Origin of the sequence: Pseudomonas sp. W15Feb34 (assembly GCF_023127765.1) — a bacterium.
Taxonomy (GTDB): domain Bacteria; phylum Pseudomonadota; class Gammaproteobacteria; order Pseudomonadales; family Pseudomonadaceae; genus Aquipseudomonas; species Aquipseudomonas synxantha_A.
The window spans coordinates 211,989-227,502 of record NZ_SPKN01000044.1 but is presented as its reverse complement, the minus strand read 5'-3'; the positions used below and the strand labels follow the sequence as shown (position 1 = coordinate 227,502).

Genomic DNA, 15,514 nt, shown 5'->3' with positions numbered 1-15,514 from the left:
GCACACTGCAGTCAGTGTGCCAGATGAAATATTAGAAACTGTAGGTACCGGTGACCACCAGGCTACGCGGCTCCCCTGGTTGAATCTGCGCCGCACTGGTCGCCGAGGCGTAGTAATTTTTGTCGGCAATATTGTTCAGCGCCGCCCTCACGTCCCACTCTTTCTGACGGAACCCGGCCAGCGCGTCCCAGCGCCCGTATCCCGGCAGTACCACGGTGTTGAGGTTGTCGGCGTAGCGATCACCCACCAGGGTCAAACCGGTTTCGGCGTACCAGCCCATTTCCGGTTTCCAGGTGATGAACACGCTGGCATTGCGCTTGGCCACGTCGCTGATACGTTTGCCTTCAAAGCCGTTGTTGTCCTTCTCCACCTTGGCGTCCTGCAGGCCTACACCACCGCGTACGTACCAGTTGTCGATGATCTTGCCGGTAGCCGTCAGCTCCACGCCGCGTGAGCGTTGCTCGCCGGTGAGCAGGGTGATGGTGCGGTCCAGCGGGTCGCTGGTGCGGCGGTTGTAGAGTTCCAGCTCGTACACGGCGAGCGTGGTGCTCAGGCGGTCGTCGAACCAGTCGCTCTTCACGCCGATTTCCTTCTGCTTGGTCAGCTCCGGGCTAAGGTCGTTGACGTTCCCGGCGGCGTTCGGCGTGATACCGATCAGGCCGCCGCCCGCTGGCGAGAAGGTCTTGCTCCACGAGGCATAGAACGAATGATGCTCCAGCGGCGTCCACACCAGGCCGACGCGCGGGCTGGTGCTGTGGCTCTTCACGTTCTCCTGGGTGTTGAGCACCTTGCTGGTGGTGTCCACTTCAAAGCGGTCATAACGCAGCCCGCCCAAAAGTTGCCACTGGTCGTTCAGGCGCAGTTGATCCTGCACGTACAGCGCGCTGCTTTCGACTTCAGTGTGGTTGTAGCTCGACAGTCGCATTCCCCCGGTGTGGCTCAGGCGGCGATTGGGTTGGTTGAGGTCCAGGCTGGGGACCGTCCTGGCATCCCGAGCCGAGTACAGCTTCGGGTCGCGCCGCTGGCTGCCCAGCTCGATGCCGGTGAGCAGGCGATGCTCCAGGCCAAATGTGTCGAAACCACCCTCCAGCTCAAGGTTGTTGAACACATTGCGGGTGGTCAGGTCCTGCTGCCAGTGTTGGCGGCTGACGCTGTTGGTTTTCGCGTCGTAGCCGGTCTGGTAGGTGTTGTCGAAATCGCTGTCGAGCTTGAACACACCGAGGGTGTGGCGCAGTTGCCAGTTGGCGTTGAGCTCGTAGGCGAGCTTGGAGCGCAGTGACTGGGATTTATCGTCGATGTAGTCGCCGTGATCGAAATAAGTGGTGCTGCGGCTCACATCCGCCGGGCGCCCGTTGACCCCGGGAATGCCACGGTCCGGCGTGCGGTTGTAGCGGCTGTATTCGTATTGCACCAGCCAGTTCAGGTCGGGCGTGAGCTGCCAGCTCATCGACGGCGCAAACAACTGGCGGTTGCCGCTGACGCCATCGCGAAAGCTGTTGTTGTCCTGGTTGCCCATGTTCAGACGCAGGCTGATGGTGTCGCTCGGGTCAGCGCTCAGGTCGGCATACAGGCTGCGCAAATCGTTGCTGCCACCTTGGGCTTCGATACTCGACTTATGACCCGGCGTGGGCAATTTGCTTACGCGGTTGACGATCCCACCCTGGCCACCTCGCCCGTACAGCACGGCGGCCGGGCCCTTGAGCACTTCGATACGCTCGATGTTGTGCAGGTCGCGCACGTACTGGCTGTCGTCGCGAATGCCGTCCAGATAGAAGTCATTGCTGGCGTCGAAACCGCGTATGCGCAGGCTGTCGAAGCGTGTGTCGGCGCCGCTGCTGACGTTGGGAATACCGCTTAACGCCTGGCCCAGGTCGTTGGTGCCGTAGGACCGCAGATTGTCGGTTTTTACCGAGTCGATCGCCTGGGGCACATAGCGTACGGAGGTCGCGGTGCGCGTGGCGGTGTTGGTCTCTTTGACCCGTGGGTCGTCTTCATCCGCTTCGGCATTGATCGAGGTCTCGGGCAATACCGTAGTCGCGCAGGCAAAACCGGCAGACAGCAGCATGGAGAGCCCAAGGGCGATGGGCGTCAGGCAAGGGGTGGGCATGGGGGTGTATCCAACAAGTTGGGCAGGAAATTTGCACGAATGGTAATGCTTTGCATTTGCGCGTGTTATCTATTCCCTGTCGTGTCGCTGGCAGATTTGTTACTTGATGTGTTATTTACCGGTGCCGTAGGTCATTCAATCGTTTTCAGCGTAGTGCTTTAGCTCGCCCCTTAGACGAATATCGCCTAAATACAGACGATTCACGAAATTGACACATAGTTCAACGCCCGCATAGGATTGCGCCCAACGCCTGTGGCTCACCGCCATGACTTACTCCAATAAAAAAAGGCCCGCGGCAGTTCAGTCGTCCGCGGGCTTTCTTTTTGCGGCAAAGGTCGACACCAGAAATAGCAACATGGAGCCTGGTGTCACAGCGCGTACTCAACCCGTAATAAGGAATATAAGAATATGTTGAAGCAACGGATGAGTCTGATCGCTCTGGGGATTTTGAGCGCATCGACAGCAATGGCAAACGACCAGGAGCAATCCAAGGGGTTTGTTGAAGATAGCCACCTGAACATCGCCGCACGTAACGCCTACATCAGCCGTGACTACAAAAACGGCAAGCAGGACAAAGCTGAATGGGGCCAAGGCTTCATCGGCAAGTTCGAGTCCGGCTTCACCCAAGGCACCGTGGGTGTGGGTGTGGACGTGATTGGCCAATACGCTATCCGCCTGGACGGTGGTAAAGGCCGCAGCGGCGCTGGCGGTATCGACTTCTTCAAGCAAGGTGACAGCGGTGAAGCCGCCAACGACCTGGCCAAAGGCGGCGCGGCCGTGAAGGCGCGTATCTCCAACACCGTGATCAAATACGGCCAGCAAATGCCGGCCGTACCGGTCCTGCAGTACGATAACTCGCGCTTGCTGTCGGAAACCTATGAGGGCACCTCGATTGTTTCCAAAGAGATCGCCGGCCTGCAACTGGACGCCGGTCACTTCACCAAGGAAGCTCGCAAGAGCGCCGAGGGCAGCGACAGCGGCCGCTTGAAGAGCATCAACTACATCGGCGGTAGCTACAAATTCACCGAAAGCCTGTCGGCTGCCCTGTATGCCTCCGACATGCAGGACGTGCTGAAAAAGCAATACGTCAACGTCAACTACGTGCTGGCCCTGCCAGAGAAGCAATCGCTGACGTTTGACTTCAACGGCTACAAAACCAAGCTTGATCGCAGTTTCGCCCTGGAAAACCAAGGTGATGCGGACGCGCGCGACAACAAGATCTGGAGCCTGGGCGCGACCTGGGCCGTTGGTGCGCACAGCTTCACCCTCGCTCACCAGCGCAGCACCGGCGACACTGGCTACCTGTACGGCGGCTACCGCAACGCTGGCGGCATCGGCGACGGCGGCAATACCATCTTGCTGGCCAACTCCTACTGGTCTGACTTCAACGGCAAGGACGAGCGTTCCTGGCAAGCAGGTTACGGCATCGATTTCGCCACCTTCGGCGTACCGGGCCTGACCTACAACATTGCCTACGTGCGTGGCACCAACATCGACGACGGCACAGGCCGTGGCGATGGCACCGAGCGTGAAATCTGGAACCAGTTCAAGTACGTCGTACAGAGCGGCCCAGCCAAAGACCTGAGCCTGCGTGCTCGCGCCTCGTGGCTGCGCGTTTCCAACAACGCCAGCAACTACAACGTAGGCGGTAACGAAATCCGTCTGTTCGCCGACTACCCGATCAACGTTTTCTAATTGATCGAGCGTCGTGCCTGATGCCAGGCAATAAAAAACCCCGACTGGTTCGGGGTTTTTTTATGCCAGGAGCAAATGTTGCCGCCTAGGCCTAGGCCTTGGCCGGTGCGAGCTTCTTGCAGTTTTCCTTGCGTGTCGGGTACTGCTCGCATTTGCGCAACACCGTTTGCACCTGCTGCGCATTCTGCAGTTGCTGGTTGGCCAACAGCTTTTCGGTGATGAACAGCTCCTCCGAGCCCAGATTACGTTCGGCCTTGTCGATCATCGCCAGGGCCGATTGCCCATCACCCCGCTTGAGGTGGTAGCTGATCATCAAGTCATAGGTGGAGGGGCCGGCCAGGGACCAGTCCTTGATCGCCTGCAACTCTTTCACCGCTTCGCTGTTTTTGCCCTGGGCCAGGCGCACGGTATAGGCCGTGCGCCGAATGCTCGGCTGGTCCTTGACCGGTGATGCCAGGGCCTTGCGGATAAACCCTTCAGCATCCGGCACTTTGTTTTTCTCCAGGGCATCGATGGCGAAGTACGCGTCTTTATAACCCTGTAAGGCCTTCGCCACTTGCGGCGTAGTCTTCATCTTCGACCAGCTTTGTGGGTTGACCCGAGCGCGGCGTTCCTGGCGATATTCGCGTTGCAAGTACTGGCGCAGCTCGGTGTCACGGTCCATCGCCGACATGTGCGAGCGGTTGAAGTATTGCGTGGTTGCGTTGATGCCGGTGGTCAAGCCGTCCTTGACCAGCACGTCCAGCTCTTTGGTGAACTGGTTGAGATTGAACTGCTGCAGCGAATCCTGCATGGCATTCTTGCGCGCCGTGAGGAAGCCCGTGAGCAAGGGTTTCTGCTTGCCCTGGAAGTCGTTGAGGCGCTCCAGGCTATGGGTGGCGGCACGCGGGGCGTAACCGGCGCGGATCATCAAGTCGGTGCCCAGCAGGTCGGCCTGGTCTTCCTGGCTGCGGCCCCAGGCGGTGCTCCATACCTGATCGGAAAAGGTATTGGCCAGTGCGGTGTACAGTACGGTGTTACCGATGGTCTTTTGCGTGCCGGCCGGGTCTTTACTGAACAGTTTCATCGTCCCGGAGCTGCGGTCGACGCCCGTATCGGCAGCCATGGTGGCCAAGGCGACCGTGGAGGCGACAGTGGTGAACATGTCTTTCTGCTGCTGGAAGGCGGCCATGCGGTCATGGTGATGCAGCAACACATGGCTCATTTCATGGCCCAGCATCGCCGCGATTTCGTCTTCGCTGGCGACGTTGTCCAGCATACCCAGCGGCACGAACAGGTTGCCGTAAGGGTCTGCCGATGGCCCGAAACCATAACTGTCGGTGATCTTCACCTGCAGCGGCGGCAACTCCCCCGGCCAGCCCTTGGACAAGCGCGTGACAATGCCCTGCAAGTAGGCTTGCAGCATCGGGATATCCACCAGGTTCTGCTGACGCGCCTCGGCAGCCGGCACCGCCCGCCCGTCGTAGCTCAGGCGCTGTTGGCTCTGGCGCTGTGGGTCGAGCTTGTAGTACTGGCGTACGTCAGTGTTGTCCACGTAGTGGCCCTGGACCCGGGATTGGGTCGAAGGCCCCACCAGGTTCAGGAACGCCTGGTCCGCGCCCTTCAAGGTGGCGCAACCGCTGAGCACCGAACTGGCCAATAGGCTGGCCGCGACTAGATATCCCTTCACCGCACCGCTCCTTTTATTGATTGCAACCGGCACCAAAACCAATGGTGGAGTTATTGCGGCTGTCTTTGGCCTGGCTTTTGGTCAGGCCCTGGCAGGGCAGGTCGACGACGTTCAGCGGCGGCTCGATGCGCAGGTCCATGGTGTCCAGCCAGACCTTCTGGCCCGCCAGCTCGACCTGCACCAGGTCCAGCGCCTGGTTGTACTGCAACACCGGTACGGGCTGGGTGGGCGCATCCTTTTTCGCCAACTCACGTTGTTGCTTGCCTTGCTCGTCCAGTACGGTCACCGGGTCGGCCAGGAACGCTTTGATACTGTGAGTTTCCGCCCAGGCACCCTGGGTGAAGAGGGCAGTGAGCAAAACGATGAGACTTCTGTTCATCCTTGAATTCCTTGAGTCAAATGACAAAACGGCACACTCAGCGGTCGCGGTCGAAGAAGGCTTCGATCCGCTCGCTGAACAACACCAACGACAGCAAAATAATACCCAGCACGTTGACCGGGGTGATGTCATTGAGGCTCAGCAACACACTGACCGCCGCCAACATCGACATCACCAACAGCCACGACGGGCACGGCGAGGTAAAAAACCGGATTTCCTGGCGCCGCCACCGGCTCCAGGTGCGCTGGCCCGCAAGGCGACGTGCGTGCAGCGCCTTGAGCACGGCAATCAACGCCAACAGCCCGAGCTCGAGCAGGTCCAGCCAATTGAAGGGCAAGCGGGGAAAGTCGGCCGGTTCATGGTCGTAGTCCATGCCAGAATTGATCAGGTTATCCAGGGCCATGGCGTGCAAGTACACGCCGGGGAGTTGGCCATGTACCGGCGACTCAACCAGATCCCCCGTGGACGCGATATTGGCGCCCACCAGCACCAGGCGGTCGCGCAGCAACTCTGCGATCAGTGCCTGATCGTCGGGGTCGCTGACCTCCAGGTCACTGGCCGACAATGTCAGCGTATAAGGGCACCGTGCCTGGGCCGAGTCATCAAGCTTCCAGAACACGGCCTGAAAGAACTGCGCCACCCCATCCAGCAAGAAATGCCGCGCCGCTGCGCAGTGGCGGATATCAGCAATACGCGCCTGTTCCGCCGCCAGCTTCAGCCCCCATTGCACCGCGATGGGCTGGCGCTGCACAGCGGTCTGCGCATCCACCGGCGGCGGCTTGCAGCCATGCGTGGCACAGAACACCCGGTACAGCGCCAAGGCGGGGGTTTCCATCAGCCCGGCCTGGGTGTGCTTGGCCAGTGGATACTTGTCATCCACCCCTTCCCACACCACCAAGGCTGGGCGGCTGACCTGCATAAAAGGCGCCAGCGTGTTGGCCTGGCCCGCCTCCGCACGCGTCAACCCGGTATTGGCCAACCACAGCGGGATGCCCTGGCGTTGATAACGCTCAAACACATTCGCCAGCAACTGACTGCCCCGCGCCGGGTCGCCCAACGAGTGGTCATGGCTGTACAGCAAATCCACAAACACCGCCGCAGGCTTGTACGCCAGCAAACGCTTGAACAACTTGCTCTGCTCGCCATAGGGCATGGGCCATGAGCTGTCATTGCGCATCAGGTAGGCATCATCAATCAACACCACCGCCACCCGCTGCTGCCCAAGGCTCGGGTAGTGGCTGGCGAACATACGATTGAGCCACTGCGCCGACGCCTTGTCGCTGGAACTGGCCAGGCCGAAAGGATCAAGAATCGCCAGCAACACGATGATGACCGCCAGCCAATAGCGGCGGTATTTGAACAGCGGGGGGTTGGACAACATCCATGTCTCGATAAAAGCGCAAGCAAGGCGGGGTTTTTAAAGGAGTGGGGAGGGGGTGTCAATCGAATAAGTGGCTAAGTGCCATATTGCCTTTGGCTCGTCTTTCGCAAAAAGCCCCGACCTATTCAGGCCAGGGCTTTCCTCTGTGGGAGCCGGGCTTGCCCGCGATGACGTCAGCCCGCGAGCCACACGACTTCTTTATTGCTCAATATTCCCAAGCGACTCCAACACCTTCACCACATCATCAATCACCGCCTTGCTCATCTCCTGCAAAAAATGCGACGCCCAGGCGTAACGGTCCGTGTCCTTCGTCATCGCCGCATCTTCTGCGAGCAGCTTGGCGAGGTGGAGCAGGTCAGAAACGTGATGCAAGGCTTCATGCAGGGAAACACCGCTGTTGACGCGGAACAGAGGTTGGTCGGAGTGAAAGGAAAAGGGGGTGACGCCGAGGGTGGTTAACGCGGACGGATTTGGAGCGGTCATTGGTAGAACTCCCGTATCGAGTGAGAGCTACCACGTTCGTTCTCAGGCGAATGGGTGGCAGCTATGCGCAGGCTGAGAAACCGGAGATACAGGAACCCGGCAGACCCGAAGGTCTCCCACGCACAGCCGCCATTGCACGAATTGTGAGGCGAAAAAAAACGCCTGCAAATCGGGTTTTTGGTGCGCTTGGTGCGCCTGCATCTTGCCGGGTTCTCAGGCCCGGTCGCTGAATTGGCAGCGACAGGAGGGAGGGTAGCGTGGTGGGGCGTGGGGAGCAATCGGGAAAATGGATTGGTTGTGTGCCCTCTGTGTTGAGAGATGAGATTGAAGGGCCGGTTATGAATTTTATAGATTAGGTATTCCGCTTAGGCGCACCGATAGAAAACGTTTCTACACAGCCTCGGCCAGAAGCTGATCCTTAAAGAGTCGCAGAGTAGCGGCGCCTATCTCTTGGGATAAGTCCGAGCGGTCAACGAGTGGGGCCCAAGCAACTAGCTGCCTTTCCTGATGAGCCGAAAGCAAACGCTGAAACGGAATCGGGAGCATAGCATCGCAGATTAGGTAGTGGCTTTTGTGCGGGTTTATGAAGCGCTTACTGATGGTTAAGCGCTCGGCAACGGTCTCGGGAGATATATTTTATATGCTATTCATTAAGCACTATCGTTTGATAAGCCGCTTGACTGCTATGATGGTTTGCCAAATAAGAATACCGAACATTATGTAAAATATTAGACTAATAAATTCCATGTCTGTGCGTAGGAATTGTTTGAATGGTAGAAAGCCAGATGCAAAGCCGTTAAATAAGCTTGAGATGAAACGGATAATGTCATTCGCAGGAGGATAAATTTTGTACAGGATGTTATTTTCTTGGCCTAGGCTCAATAAACTGAAGGTGATAGAAAGAATAATAATGCACGAAGTTGCACGTAGATAGCTTTGGCCAAAATCTGACGTGAGCCCGTTTATTTTGTAGATTAAGCTGTCCCAAAAATTTGTGCTTAACTCTTTTTGAAATTTCTTCATTTCTAAAGCGAAGTATTTGTTTGCTTCTATATGAGAGCCATGAGCATCCAGTGCATGCTTTATTATTCTGAATGTCTCCCTGTTTGTGTGTTCGAAGGAGACTTGGGTGTTGTGAAAGTTTGGCGGCTCAATTGTATTTATTTTTTCTATATTTAATCCCGTTACAAAAACAGCATTTCGAAAGCTTGAGTGCTCAAGAAATGTTACATAGCTGAAGTCTGCGACTATTCGCGAGGCTCGCGCTAGTTTTGTTGCCTTTTTTTCTTCAAGCGGCGTTTGACCAAAGATACAGTTTTCAAATCCTGCAAATGTGCTGAAGATACTTTTGTTTATTTTGAAACGTAGAAATAGACTTCCATGGAAGTCGGCAACTTTTTCGAAGTTGCAGTTGTTAATTATCAATGCTCCGATACGGTTCCGTTTGAATTCAAATTTCCCTTTGAATATGCATGAGCGAAAAACTGCTGCGTCCATTAAATTTTTAATGTTGAGATATGTGCCAGATTGAAAAATGCAGTTTGTTGCAGTAATGCTGTGAAGTGTTGTGGGGTACCGTTGGTCTGGGTCAAATAAATAACCCTCAAGTTCTACATTTCTTAATTTTAAATTTTTTGAGAACGTGCATTTTGAAAATAGAGGGTGTTGAATTATAGTTCTTTCTTTCTCGTCATCAATCCCGCAATGCAGATCTCCATCGAATATGCAGTTTTGATAAATGCAGTCATCATAGCTATGGTCTTTGCGTAGTCTTACATTGAGAACCTCGTGCGTGGCACTAAATCGACATTCGAAAAATGAGATTCTGGGCGACCGTAAATCTATTTTTTTTAGGTAAAATTGGCATTGGGTGAAGCGTATGCTACCGAAGTGTTCTAGGATTTTTATTATTTCCTCACCCTCCCAGTCTCCGGGAAAACCTACGTGATTGATGTGAAGTTCTTTGGTTTTTAAAATACCAAATACCTCCGCTGTCGATTTTAAACGACCGTTCCTGTCGAGCCTGACAGGGCTTGGTAAGTTACTGAAGGACGTGTTGATCAGAAGAACGAGCAGATCTCTGAACTCTGTAAAAAAATAGAAATTTTCGTCTTTGTCCCCTGACAAAATCCTATCGGGGTCTAAATAGCGTTCCATAGCTCACCTACCAGCCTCAGTAGCTGGTTTTCGTCGACCTGGCAAAAGGCCAGTCGTTAATGTTTGCAAAGATGCCGATGCTCATCCACTAAATCAAGTAGTGGGTTAGGGGGGGCTCGATGAGCGGGATGATTTCAAGGTGAACTGCCGTTCATTTTCCGTGTGAATACGGTGTGCTTGTGCCTCTGGCGAATACGACCATTTTCAAGACTCTATTTGCTTCCGCTTGGCAATCGACACCCGCAGACAAACGCCTGCCACCCATCACTGTGCGCATTGACCATGCCGAAGGAAAAAGGTGACGAAAAAGGTGACAGATTTATTTTGAGTGCTCCCTAACTCCCCTCTATCAACGCCCGCTCCTCCAACCAAATCTCCTGAACAAACTGATCCGTAATCGCGTAAATCCCATGCCCGCGCCGCATGATGATGTTCTCCGCCACTAGTGCAATCACTACCGGTTGAATCTCTTCAACCCGCACCTCGCGGCCGACCATTTTTGAATACTCAGCGGCTGCATCAATAGAGAATATCCCGCGGGCATCCCCTTCGGTTGCGGCGATTTTGTTGAAAATCGCCTGAGCGAGGCTGCCCAGTTGCTCGACTTTTTCAAGCTCAATATTCGCTGCCGCCGAGCGTAATGTGCTTGCAATCACGGGGAGGAAAAGGTCGGGATCACCCTCCTGCTGCAAGAGTTGGCGCAGGGCCTTTAGCATTTCCTCAGGTCTATTCCCCAAGGTGTTGAATGCCTCAATGGCAACTTTGAGAGAGGGGAGCTTTTCTTTCTTTACCGTCATCGCAAGACGATTGAGCAGAAACTCGACGTAATCACCTTTTAGCAGCGGATACGCAGCTGACGTGGCGCCGGAAAATGCCTGATTGCGTTTGGCGGTTAGCTCACTTACTTGCGCCCTATGAGAGCCAGTACCAATAAAGAGGAAATATCCTGGCGTATCAGGGCGTGGATTGATCGCATCACGTGCAGCCTTGAGTGCCAGTAGCAGCTGATTCCCGTCATCAGAGGAAATGGCGTGTTGCACTTCGTCGATGATCAGCACTAGATCGGTCTTCGCCTGGTCGACCACCTCTGTCAGTGCTTGAGCCAATGTCGGGCCGTCTGGGTTACCGACGCTGTCGAGCTTGAAACCGAATTTGAATCCCGCTGCACCGAAGTCAACGTTGCTGACGCGCTTGAGCATCTCCAGTGCCGACGAGCCTGGGGTTTGTAGTTCTTTCAAGGTTTTGTAGATGGCGTTGTGTACGAGCGTTGCCGGGTTGGCCAGCGTGTCACTCCAGAGGTCGACGTAGATCACCAGGGCGCCTGCTGCTTCCAAGGCTGGGATCAGGTCATTTCTCAGAAAAGTCGTTTTACCCGTGCGGCGCAGGCCAGACAGAAAAAGGCCTGAGCGCAAGCCTTCATCAAGCACGCCTGGGTTCAGAAGCTGGTTCGCCATCGATTCAGCCAATTCAGGGCGCTGAAATATGCTGCTCATGCAATTATCCCTTTTTATGGATACGCCATAATTATTGCCAGTTCATAATTTAGCATAAAGCTCAAAAAATGAACTTCTGGTACAGCACATCGCAATTTCAGAGGCTTTGAAAGGGTGGCGTCAGAGGTGAGGAATATAGATCCCCAGAAACAACAAAGCCCCCACATTTCTGTGGAGGCTTCGTTTTGTATGGTGCCGGCACCAGGAGTCGAACCCGGGACCTACTGATTACAAGTCAGTTGCTCTACCAACTGAGCTATACCGGCGTGTTAGGGCGACGATTATAGCGATTGGAAAGCTTCTGTAAACCCCTGAATTCTGACTATTTTTGCAAAAACCAAGGTTTCTTGCGATTAGCGTGTTTTCCACACGGCGTGGCAGCATAAAAAGCCGTCACTTCGGCGTCAGGCCAGGTACCCCGCGTACCTGAGCGATCCGACGTCCAACGAGCTTCTCCACCCGCTGAAACCGCCAAAAACCACCCTGCAAAGTCCGCTTTATATATTTAACGTCTGATGCTTATGCACAATCGGTTGGTAACAGCTGTCACGAAACAGCCATTTTGTGCAGCCGTTCTCAACACGCTGCAACTGCCTGTTTTGTGTGCGTTTTATTTTGTGAACAAAAAATGACCAGCCTCGCTTTTGGCGTTCAGCGCCCATTGCTACAGCTTCTGCAAAGATTCCATCAACAGAGTTATCCACAGGGCGCGTGTTGGAAATTTTGCACCTTATTCGCGCTGGGCCAGCACCATCAGGTTGCGTGGGGTGAGCGTTGGTTCGCAGAAGGTGCCGACCTCGACGTTGTAGCCCTTTTCGCTCAAAAAAAGTGCGCGGTCCAGCACCAGCCACATTTCCAGTGGGCGCCGAAACAAACCCCTTACCAATTCCAGGTTTCGCACTTCGGCCAGGCGCTGCCAGCCGTGAGCTTCGAGCGCCGGCCAGTCTTGTTCATCTGTGGATAAATTCTTGAGGTTTGCCAGCTCGCGGCAGTAGTCGGCGAAGGATTTATCCAGCCAACTGGCAGGCAGGGAGGGCGTCGGCAGGTAGTCGTTGGAGCCGCGCAGTTGTCGCTGTAGTCGATCAAAGCCAAGGCGCCGCGCCATGGAGGTGTCTCGTTGCTGGCGCACGCGGTTGCCGGCGGTGACGGTTTCGCTCAGGGGTAATCCCAGATCATCAATCGACAGGGTTAGCAGGGATGCGCGCCCGGCGCCGGACAGTGCCTGGTAGCGCTCGGCATTGATGCGGTTGTAGCAGCAGGGCGCCAGGGCCAATTGTTTGCAGCCAGCGGCGCTGGCCAGTTGCAGCAGGCGCACGTGCAGGTCGCCGCAGGCGTGCAGGGCCACAGGTGTGTGTTCGGGGTCGATCGCTACATCGGCCATCACGTCTTGCAGGCAATGGGCAGCGGGCAAGCCGTGGTGATCGCTCAGGGCTTGGCCGGACGCAATCAGGGCCGGGTCATATTCCAGGCAGGTCAACCGTTGGCCGGGTTGCAGCAGGCGACGGCCAAGATGGCCTTTGCCGGCGCACCAGTCCAGCCAGTGGGCAGGCGTCTGGGCAAAAGTCAGTGCGGCGCCGAAGGCTTCGATCTGTTGCCACTTGCGCCCGGGCACGTCCACATTCATACGGTGGCGAGCGGGGTCCAGTGAGTGGGCGGGTAACTTACCCACAGCACTCAGGCGCAGCGCTTGAGCGGCCAGCTGTGGAAACGGCGCAGGCGCAGGCAGGTTGTGGGGGTGGTTGTGACTGGCTTCAGCTTCGGCCAGCGAACGCCGACGCAGCCACTGGGATAACTCGGGATGCTCGGTTTCCCAGGGCAGCTGCAACTGAGTAAAGGGCCGTGGTCGCCACAGCCCTTGGTACTCGATCAGGAATGCATCCAGTGCCTGGAAGCGTGCCTCAACGTCCTTGGCACGCATCGACGCGCAGCCACTTTTCCAGCAGTTTGAAACCGCGCACCAGCACGTAGGCCATCAGCAGGTAGAACAAGCCCGCGGCGAAGAAAATCTCTACCGGCAGGTAAGTGCGGGCAATGATGGTGCGGGCCATGCCGGTCAGTTCCAGCAGGGTCACGGTACTGGCCAGGGCACTGGCCTTGAGCATCAGGATCACTTCGTTGCTGTAGGCCGGCAGGCCGATGCGTGAGGCGCGGGGCAGGATGATGTAGAACAGCGTTTTCGGTTTGGACATGCCCAATGCCCGCGCTGCTTCGATCTCGCCCGGCGGAATGGCCTGGATTGCACCGCGCAGGATCTCGGCGATATAGGCGGCGGTGTGCAAGGTCATGGTGGCCGTGGCGCACCAGAACGGATCGCGCAGGTACGGCCACATGAAGCTGTTGCGCACGGCATCGAACTGCGCCAGGCCGTAATACACCAGGAACAACTGCACCAGCAACGGCGTGCCACGGAAGAAGAAGATGTAGCCATAGGGCAGGGCGCTCACGTACCAGCGGCGCGAAGAGCGCGCGATACCCAGTGGAATCGCCAGCAGCAGGCCAGCGATCACGGCGATTGCCACCAGCTCCAGGGTCAGGGTTGCACCCTGGGCCAACTTCGGCAGCCACTTGATGATCACGGCCCAGTTCAGGCCCAGGTCAAAGTGCGATAGCCAGCTGTAGTCGCCGCTCATTGGGTGCTCCTTGCAAAGCCGCGGGCGGCGCGTTTTTCCAGGAAGTGCATGCTGGTCATCGCCAGTACGGTCAGGCCCAGGTACATGAACGCCGCGACCATGAAGAAGGTGAATGGCTGTTTGGTCACTGTCACGCCGATTTGCGCGTGGCGCATGATTTCTTCAAGGCCGATCACCGACACCAGTGCGGTGTCTTTCATCAGGATCATGAACAAATTGCCCAGGCCCGGCAGGGCGATACGCCACATCTGCGGCATGATCAACCGGGTGAAAATCCGAAATTTCGACAGCCCCAATGCCACACCGGCTTCGCGGTGGCCCTTGGGAATGGCGAGGATCGCGCCGCGAAACACTTCGGTGGCGTAGGCGCCGAAGCACAGGCCCAGGGCGATGACGCCGGCGGCGAAGGCACTCAGCGACAGGTCGGGGTTGCCAAAAAACTCACCCAGGGCGCGCATCAGGTTGACGGTGCCGAAGTAAATCAGCAGCACCCACAGTAATTCGGGAATACCGCGAACGATGGTCGAATACGCACCGCCCAGCCATTGCAGCGGCTTGTACGGCGAAGTCTTGGCCAAGGCGCCGGCAAGGCCGAGCACCAGCCCCAGGCACAGGGCCGTGAGCGCCAGTTTGACGGTCATCAGCGCGCCGGCGGCGAGGGCCGGGCCGAATCCGTAGAGATCGAAATTCATGGTGTTTTCATATCGCGGCAGGCATTGCTAAAAGCCGACGCGCTCCCAGGAGCGCGCCGGGCAGGTCGTTCAGATCATTCGATGCTGAACGGGAAGTACTTGTCGTTGATCTTTTTGTAGGTGCCGTCTGCCTTGATCTCTGCCAGGGCTTTGTTCAGGCGCTCGCGCAATGGGTCGCCTTTGCGCACGGCGATACCGATCTTGTCGCTTTCTACCACCGGGTCGCCTTTGAATTCATAGGCCGAACCGTCTTTGCTCTTGAGCCATTCGTACTGCACGTATTTGTCAGCCAGGATGCCGTCGAGGCGACCGGAGGTCAGGTCGAGGTAGGCGTTTTCCTGGGTGTCGTAGAGCTTGGCTTCGGTGTCCGGCAGCTTGTCTTCCAGGTAGGTACCGGCCAGCGTTGCGCGCTGTGCACCGATCACCTTGCCCTTCAGGTAAGCGGCGTCAGTCTTGAAGTCTGCCGTGGCTTTTGGCGCAATGAACTGCAGCTTGTTCGAGTAGTACGGGTCGGTGAAGTCAACCGCTTGCTTGCGCTCATCGGTGATCGACAGCGAAGACACCAGGAAGTCGAACTTCTTGGCGTTCAAGGCCGGGATGATGCCGTCCCAGTCGGACACATACACTTCGCACTTCTCGACTTTCATCTTGGCGCACAGGGCGTCGCCGATGTCCTTGTCGAAGCCCACTACGTTGCCGCTGGCGTCTTTATTGTTGAACGGCGGGTAAGCCGCTTCGATCCCCATTTTCAAGGTTTCTGCCATGGCCGTGGCGCTGAACGCCATCGAGACGGCCGCGGCCAGAAGGAATTTCTTATAGGTCTGCATG

General features: G+C 56.5%; 12 protein-coding genes and 1 tRNA gene. 1 reads left to right on the top strand and 12 read right to left on the bottom strand.

Annotation, left to right across the window (positions count from 1 at the left end):
- Positions 1–31: 31 nt before the first annotated feature.
- Positions 32–2,107 (bottom strand): TonB-dependent siderophore receptor, encoded by a 2,076-nt coding sequence (locus E4O97_RS20990; protein WP_248162100.1) that lies wholly within the window; start codon positions 2,105–2,107, stop codon positions 32–34.
- Between the two features lie 408 nt (positions 2,108–2,515).
- Here E4O97_RS20990 and E4O97_RS20985 point away from each other — a divergent pair, with 408 nt between their 5' ends.
- Positions 2,516–3,802 (top strand): OprD family porin, encoded by a 1,287-nt coding sequence (locus E4O97_RS20985; RefSeq protein ID WP_032878384.1) that lies wholly within the window; start codon positions 2,516–2,518, stop codon positions 3,800–3,802.
- Between the two features lie 91 nt (positions 3,803–3,893).
- On the opposite strand, the gene E4O97_RS20980 is transcribed toward E4O97_RS20985, so the two are convergent.
- The 11 genes from E4O97_RS20980 to E4O97_RS20930 form a co-directional block, all read right to left on the bottom strand.
- Positions 3,894–5,471 (bottom strand): M48 family metallopeptidase, encoded by a 1,578-nt coding sequence (locus E4O97_RS20980; RefSeq protein WP_248128490.1) that lies wholly within the window; start codon positions 5,469–5,471, stop codon positions 3,894–3,896.
- Positions 5,472–5,484: 13 nt separating this feature from the next.
- Entirely contained in the window at positions 5,485–5,850 is a 366-nt protein-coding gene (locus E4O97_RS20975) for a hypothetical protein (protein ID WP_032878382.1), read from the bottom strand.
- 37 nt (positions 5,851–5,887) lie between these two features.
- The gene (locus E4O97_RS20970) at positions 5,888–7,231 is read right to left on the bottom strand and encodes a CHASE2 domain-containing protein (protein WP_248162099.1); all 1,344 of its coding nucleotides are present in this window, start codon (positions 7,229–7,231) and stop codon (positions 5,888–5,890) included.
- Positions 7,232–7,429: 198 nt separating this feature from the next.
- Positions 7,430–7,714, bottom strand: coding sequence for a DUF3077 domain-containing protein (locus tag E4O97_RS20965; RefSeq protein WP_216090607.1), 285 nt, complete (start codon positions 7,712–7,714; stop codon positions 7,430–7,432).
- Positions 7,715–8,371: 657 nt separating this feature from the next.
- Complete coding sequence (locus tag E4O97_RS20960) at positions 8,372–9,871, bottom strand: hypothetical protein (RefSeq protein ID WP_148853106.1); 1,500 nt, start codon at positions 9,869–9,871, stop codon at positions 8,372–8,374.
- A 335-nt stretch (positions 9,872–10,206) separates the two neighbouring features.
- A complete protein-coding gene (locus E4O97_RS20955; RefSeq protein WP_216090608.1) occupies positions 10,207–11,364 on the bottom strand; it encodes an AAA family ATPase in 1,158 nt (385 codons plus the stop codon).
- Between the two features lie 190 nt (positions 11,365–11,554).
- Positions 11,555–11,630: transfer RNA gene (locus E4O97_RS20950), tRNA-Thr, on the bottom strand.
- A 464-nt stretch (positions 11,631–12,094) separates the two neighbouring features.
- Complete coding sequence (locus E4O97_RS20945) at positions 12,095–13,282, bottom strand: methyltransferase (protein WP_216090609.1); 1,188 nt, start codon at positions 13,280–13,282, stop codon at positions 12,095–12,097.
- Positions 13,263–13,952 (bottom strand): ABC transporter permease, encoded by a 690-nt coding sequence (locus E4O97_RS20940; RefSeq protein WP_032803763.1) that lies wholly within the window; start codon positions 13,950–13,952, stop codon positions 13,263–13,265. The genes E4O97_RS20945 and E4O97_RS20940 overlap by 20 nt, the downstream gene beginning before the upstream one ends.
- Positions 13,953–13,990: 38 nt before the next feature.
- Entirely contained in the window at positions 13,991–14,686 is a 696-nt protein-coding gene (locus tag E4O97_RS20935) for an ABC transporter permease (RefSeq protein ID WP_005783890.1), read from the bottom strand.
- A 74-nt stretch (positions 14,687–14,760) separates the two neighbouring features.
- On the bottom strand, positions 14,761–15,513 hold the full coding sequence (locus E4O97_RS20930) for an ABC transporter substrate-binding protein (protein WP_005783892.1): 753 nt from the start codon (positions 15,511–15,513) through the stop codon (positions 14,761–14,763).
- Between the last annotated feature and the right edge of the window lies 1 nt (position 15,514).

What these genes read in the sequence shown, in the direction of transcription:
- E4O97_RS20960 (WP_148853106.1), bottom strand. Translation starts at nt 9,871, where the DNA reads ATGGAACGCTATTTAGACCCCGATAGGATTTTGTCAGGGGACAAAGAC.
- E4O97_RS20930 (WP_005783892.1), bottom strand. Translation starts at nt 15,513, where the DNA reads ATGCAGACCTATAAGAAATTCCTTCTGGCCGCGGCCGTCTCGATGGCG.
- E4O97_RS20935 (WP_005783890.1), bottom strand. Translation starts at nt 14,686, where the DNA reads ATGAATTTCGATCTCTACGGATTCGGCCCGGCCCTCGCCGCCGGCGCG.
- E4O97_RS20985 (WP_032878384.1), top strand. Translation starts at nt 2,516, where the DNA reads ATGTTGAAGCAACGGATGAGTCTGATCGCTCTGGGGATTTTGAGCGCA.
- E4O97_RS20945 (WP_216090609.1), bottom strand. Translation starts at nt 13,282, where the DNA reads ATGCGTGCCAAGGACGTTGAGGCACGCTTCCAGGCACTGGATGCATTC.
- E4O97_RS20975 (WP_032878382.1), bottom strand. Translation starts at nt 5,850, where the DNA reads ATGAACAGAAGTCTCATCGTTTTGCTCACTGCCCTCTTCACCCAGGGT.
- E4O97_RS20970 (WP_248162099.1), bottom strand. Translation starts at nt 7,231, where the DNA reads ATGTTGTCCAACCCCCCGCTGTTCAAATACCGCCGCTATTGGCTGGCG.
- E4O97_RS20965 (WP_216090607.1), bottom strand. Translation starts at nt 7,714, where the DNA reads ATGACCGCTCCAAATCCGTCCGCGTTAACCACCCTCGGCGTCACCCCC.
- E4O97_RS20990 (WP_248162100.1), bottom strand. Translation starts at nt 2,107, where the DNA reads ATGCCCACCCCTTGCCTGACGCCCATCGCCCTTGGGCTCTCCATGCTG.
- E4O97_RS20955 (WP_216090608.1), bottom strand. Translation starts at nt 11,364, where the DNA reads ATGAGCAGCATATTTCAGCGCCCTGAATTGGCTGAATCGATGGCGAAC.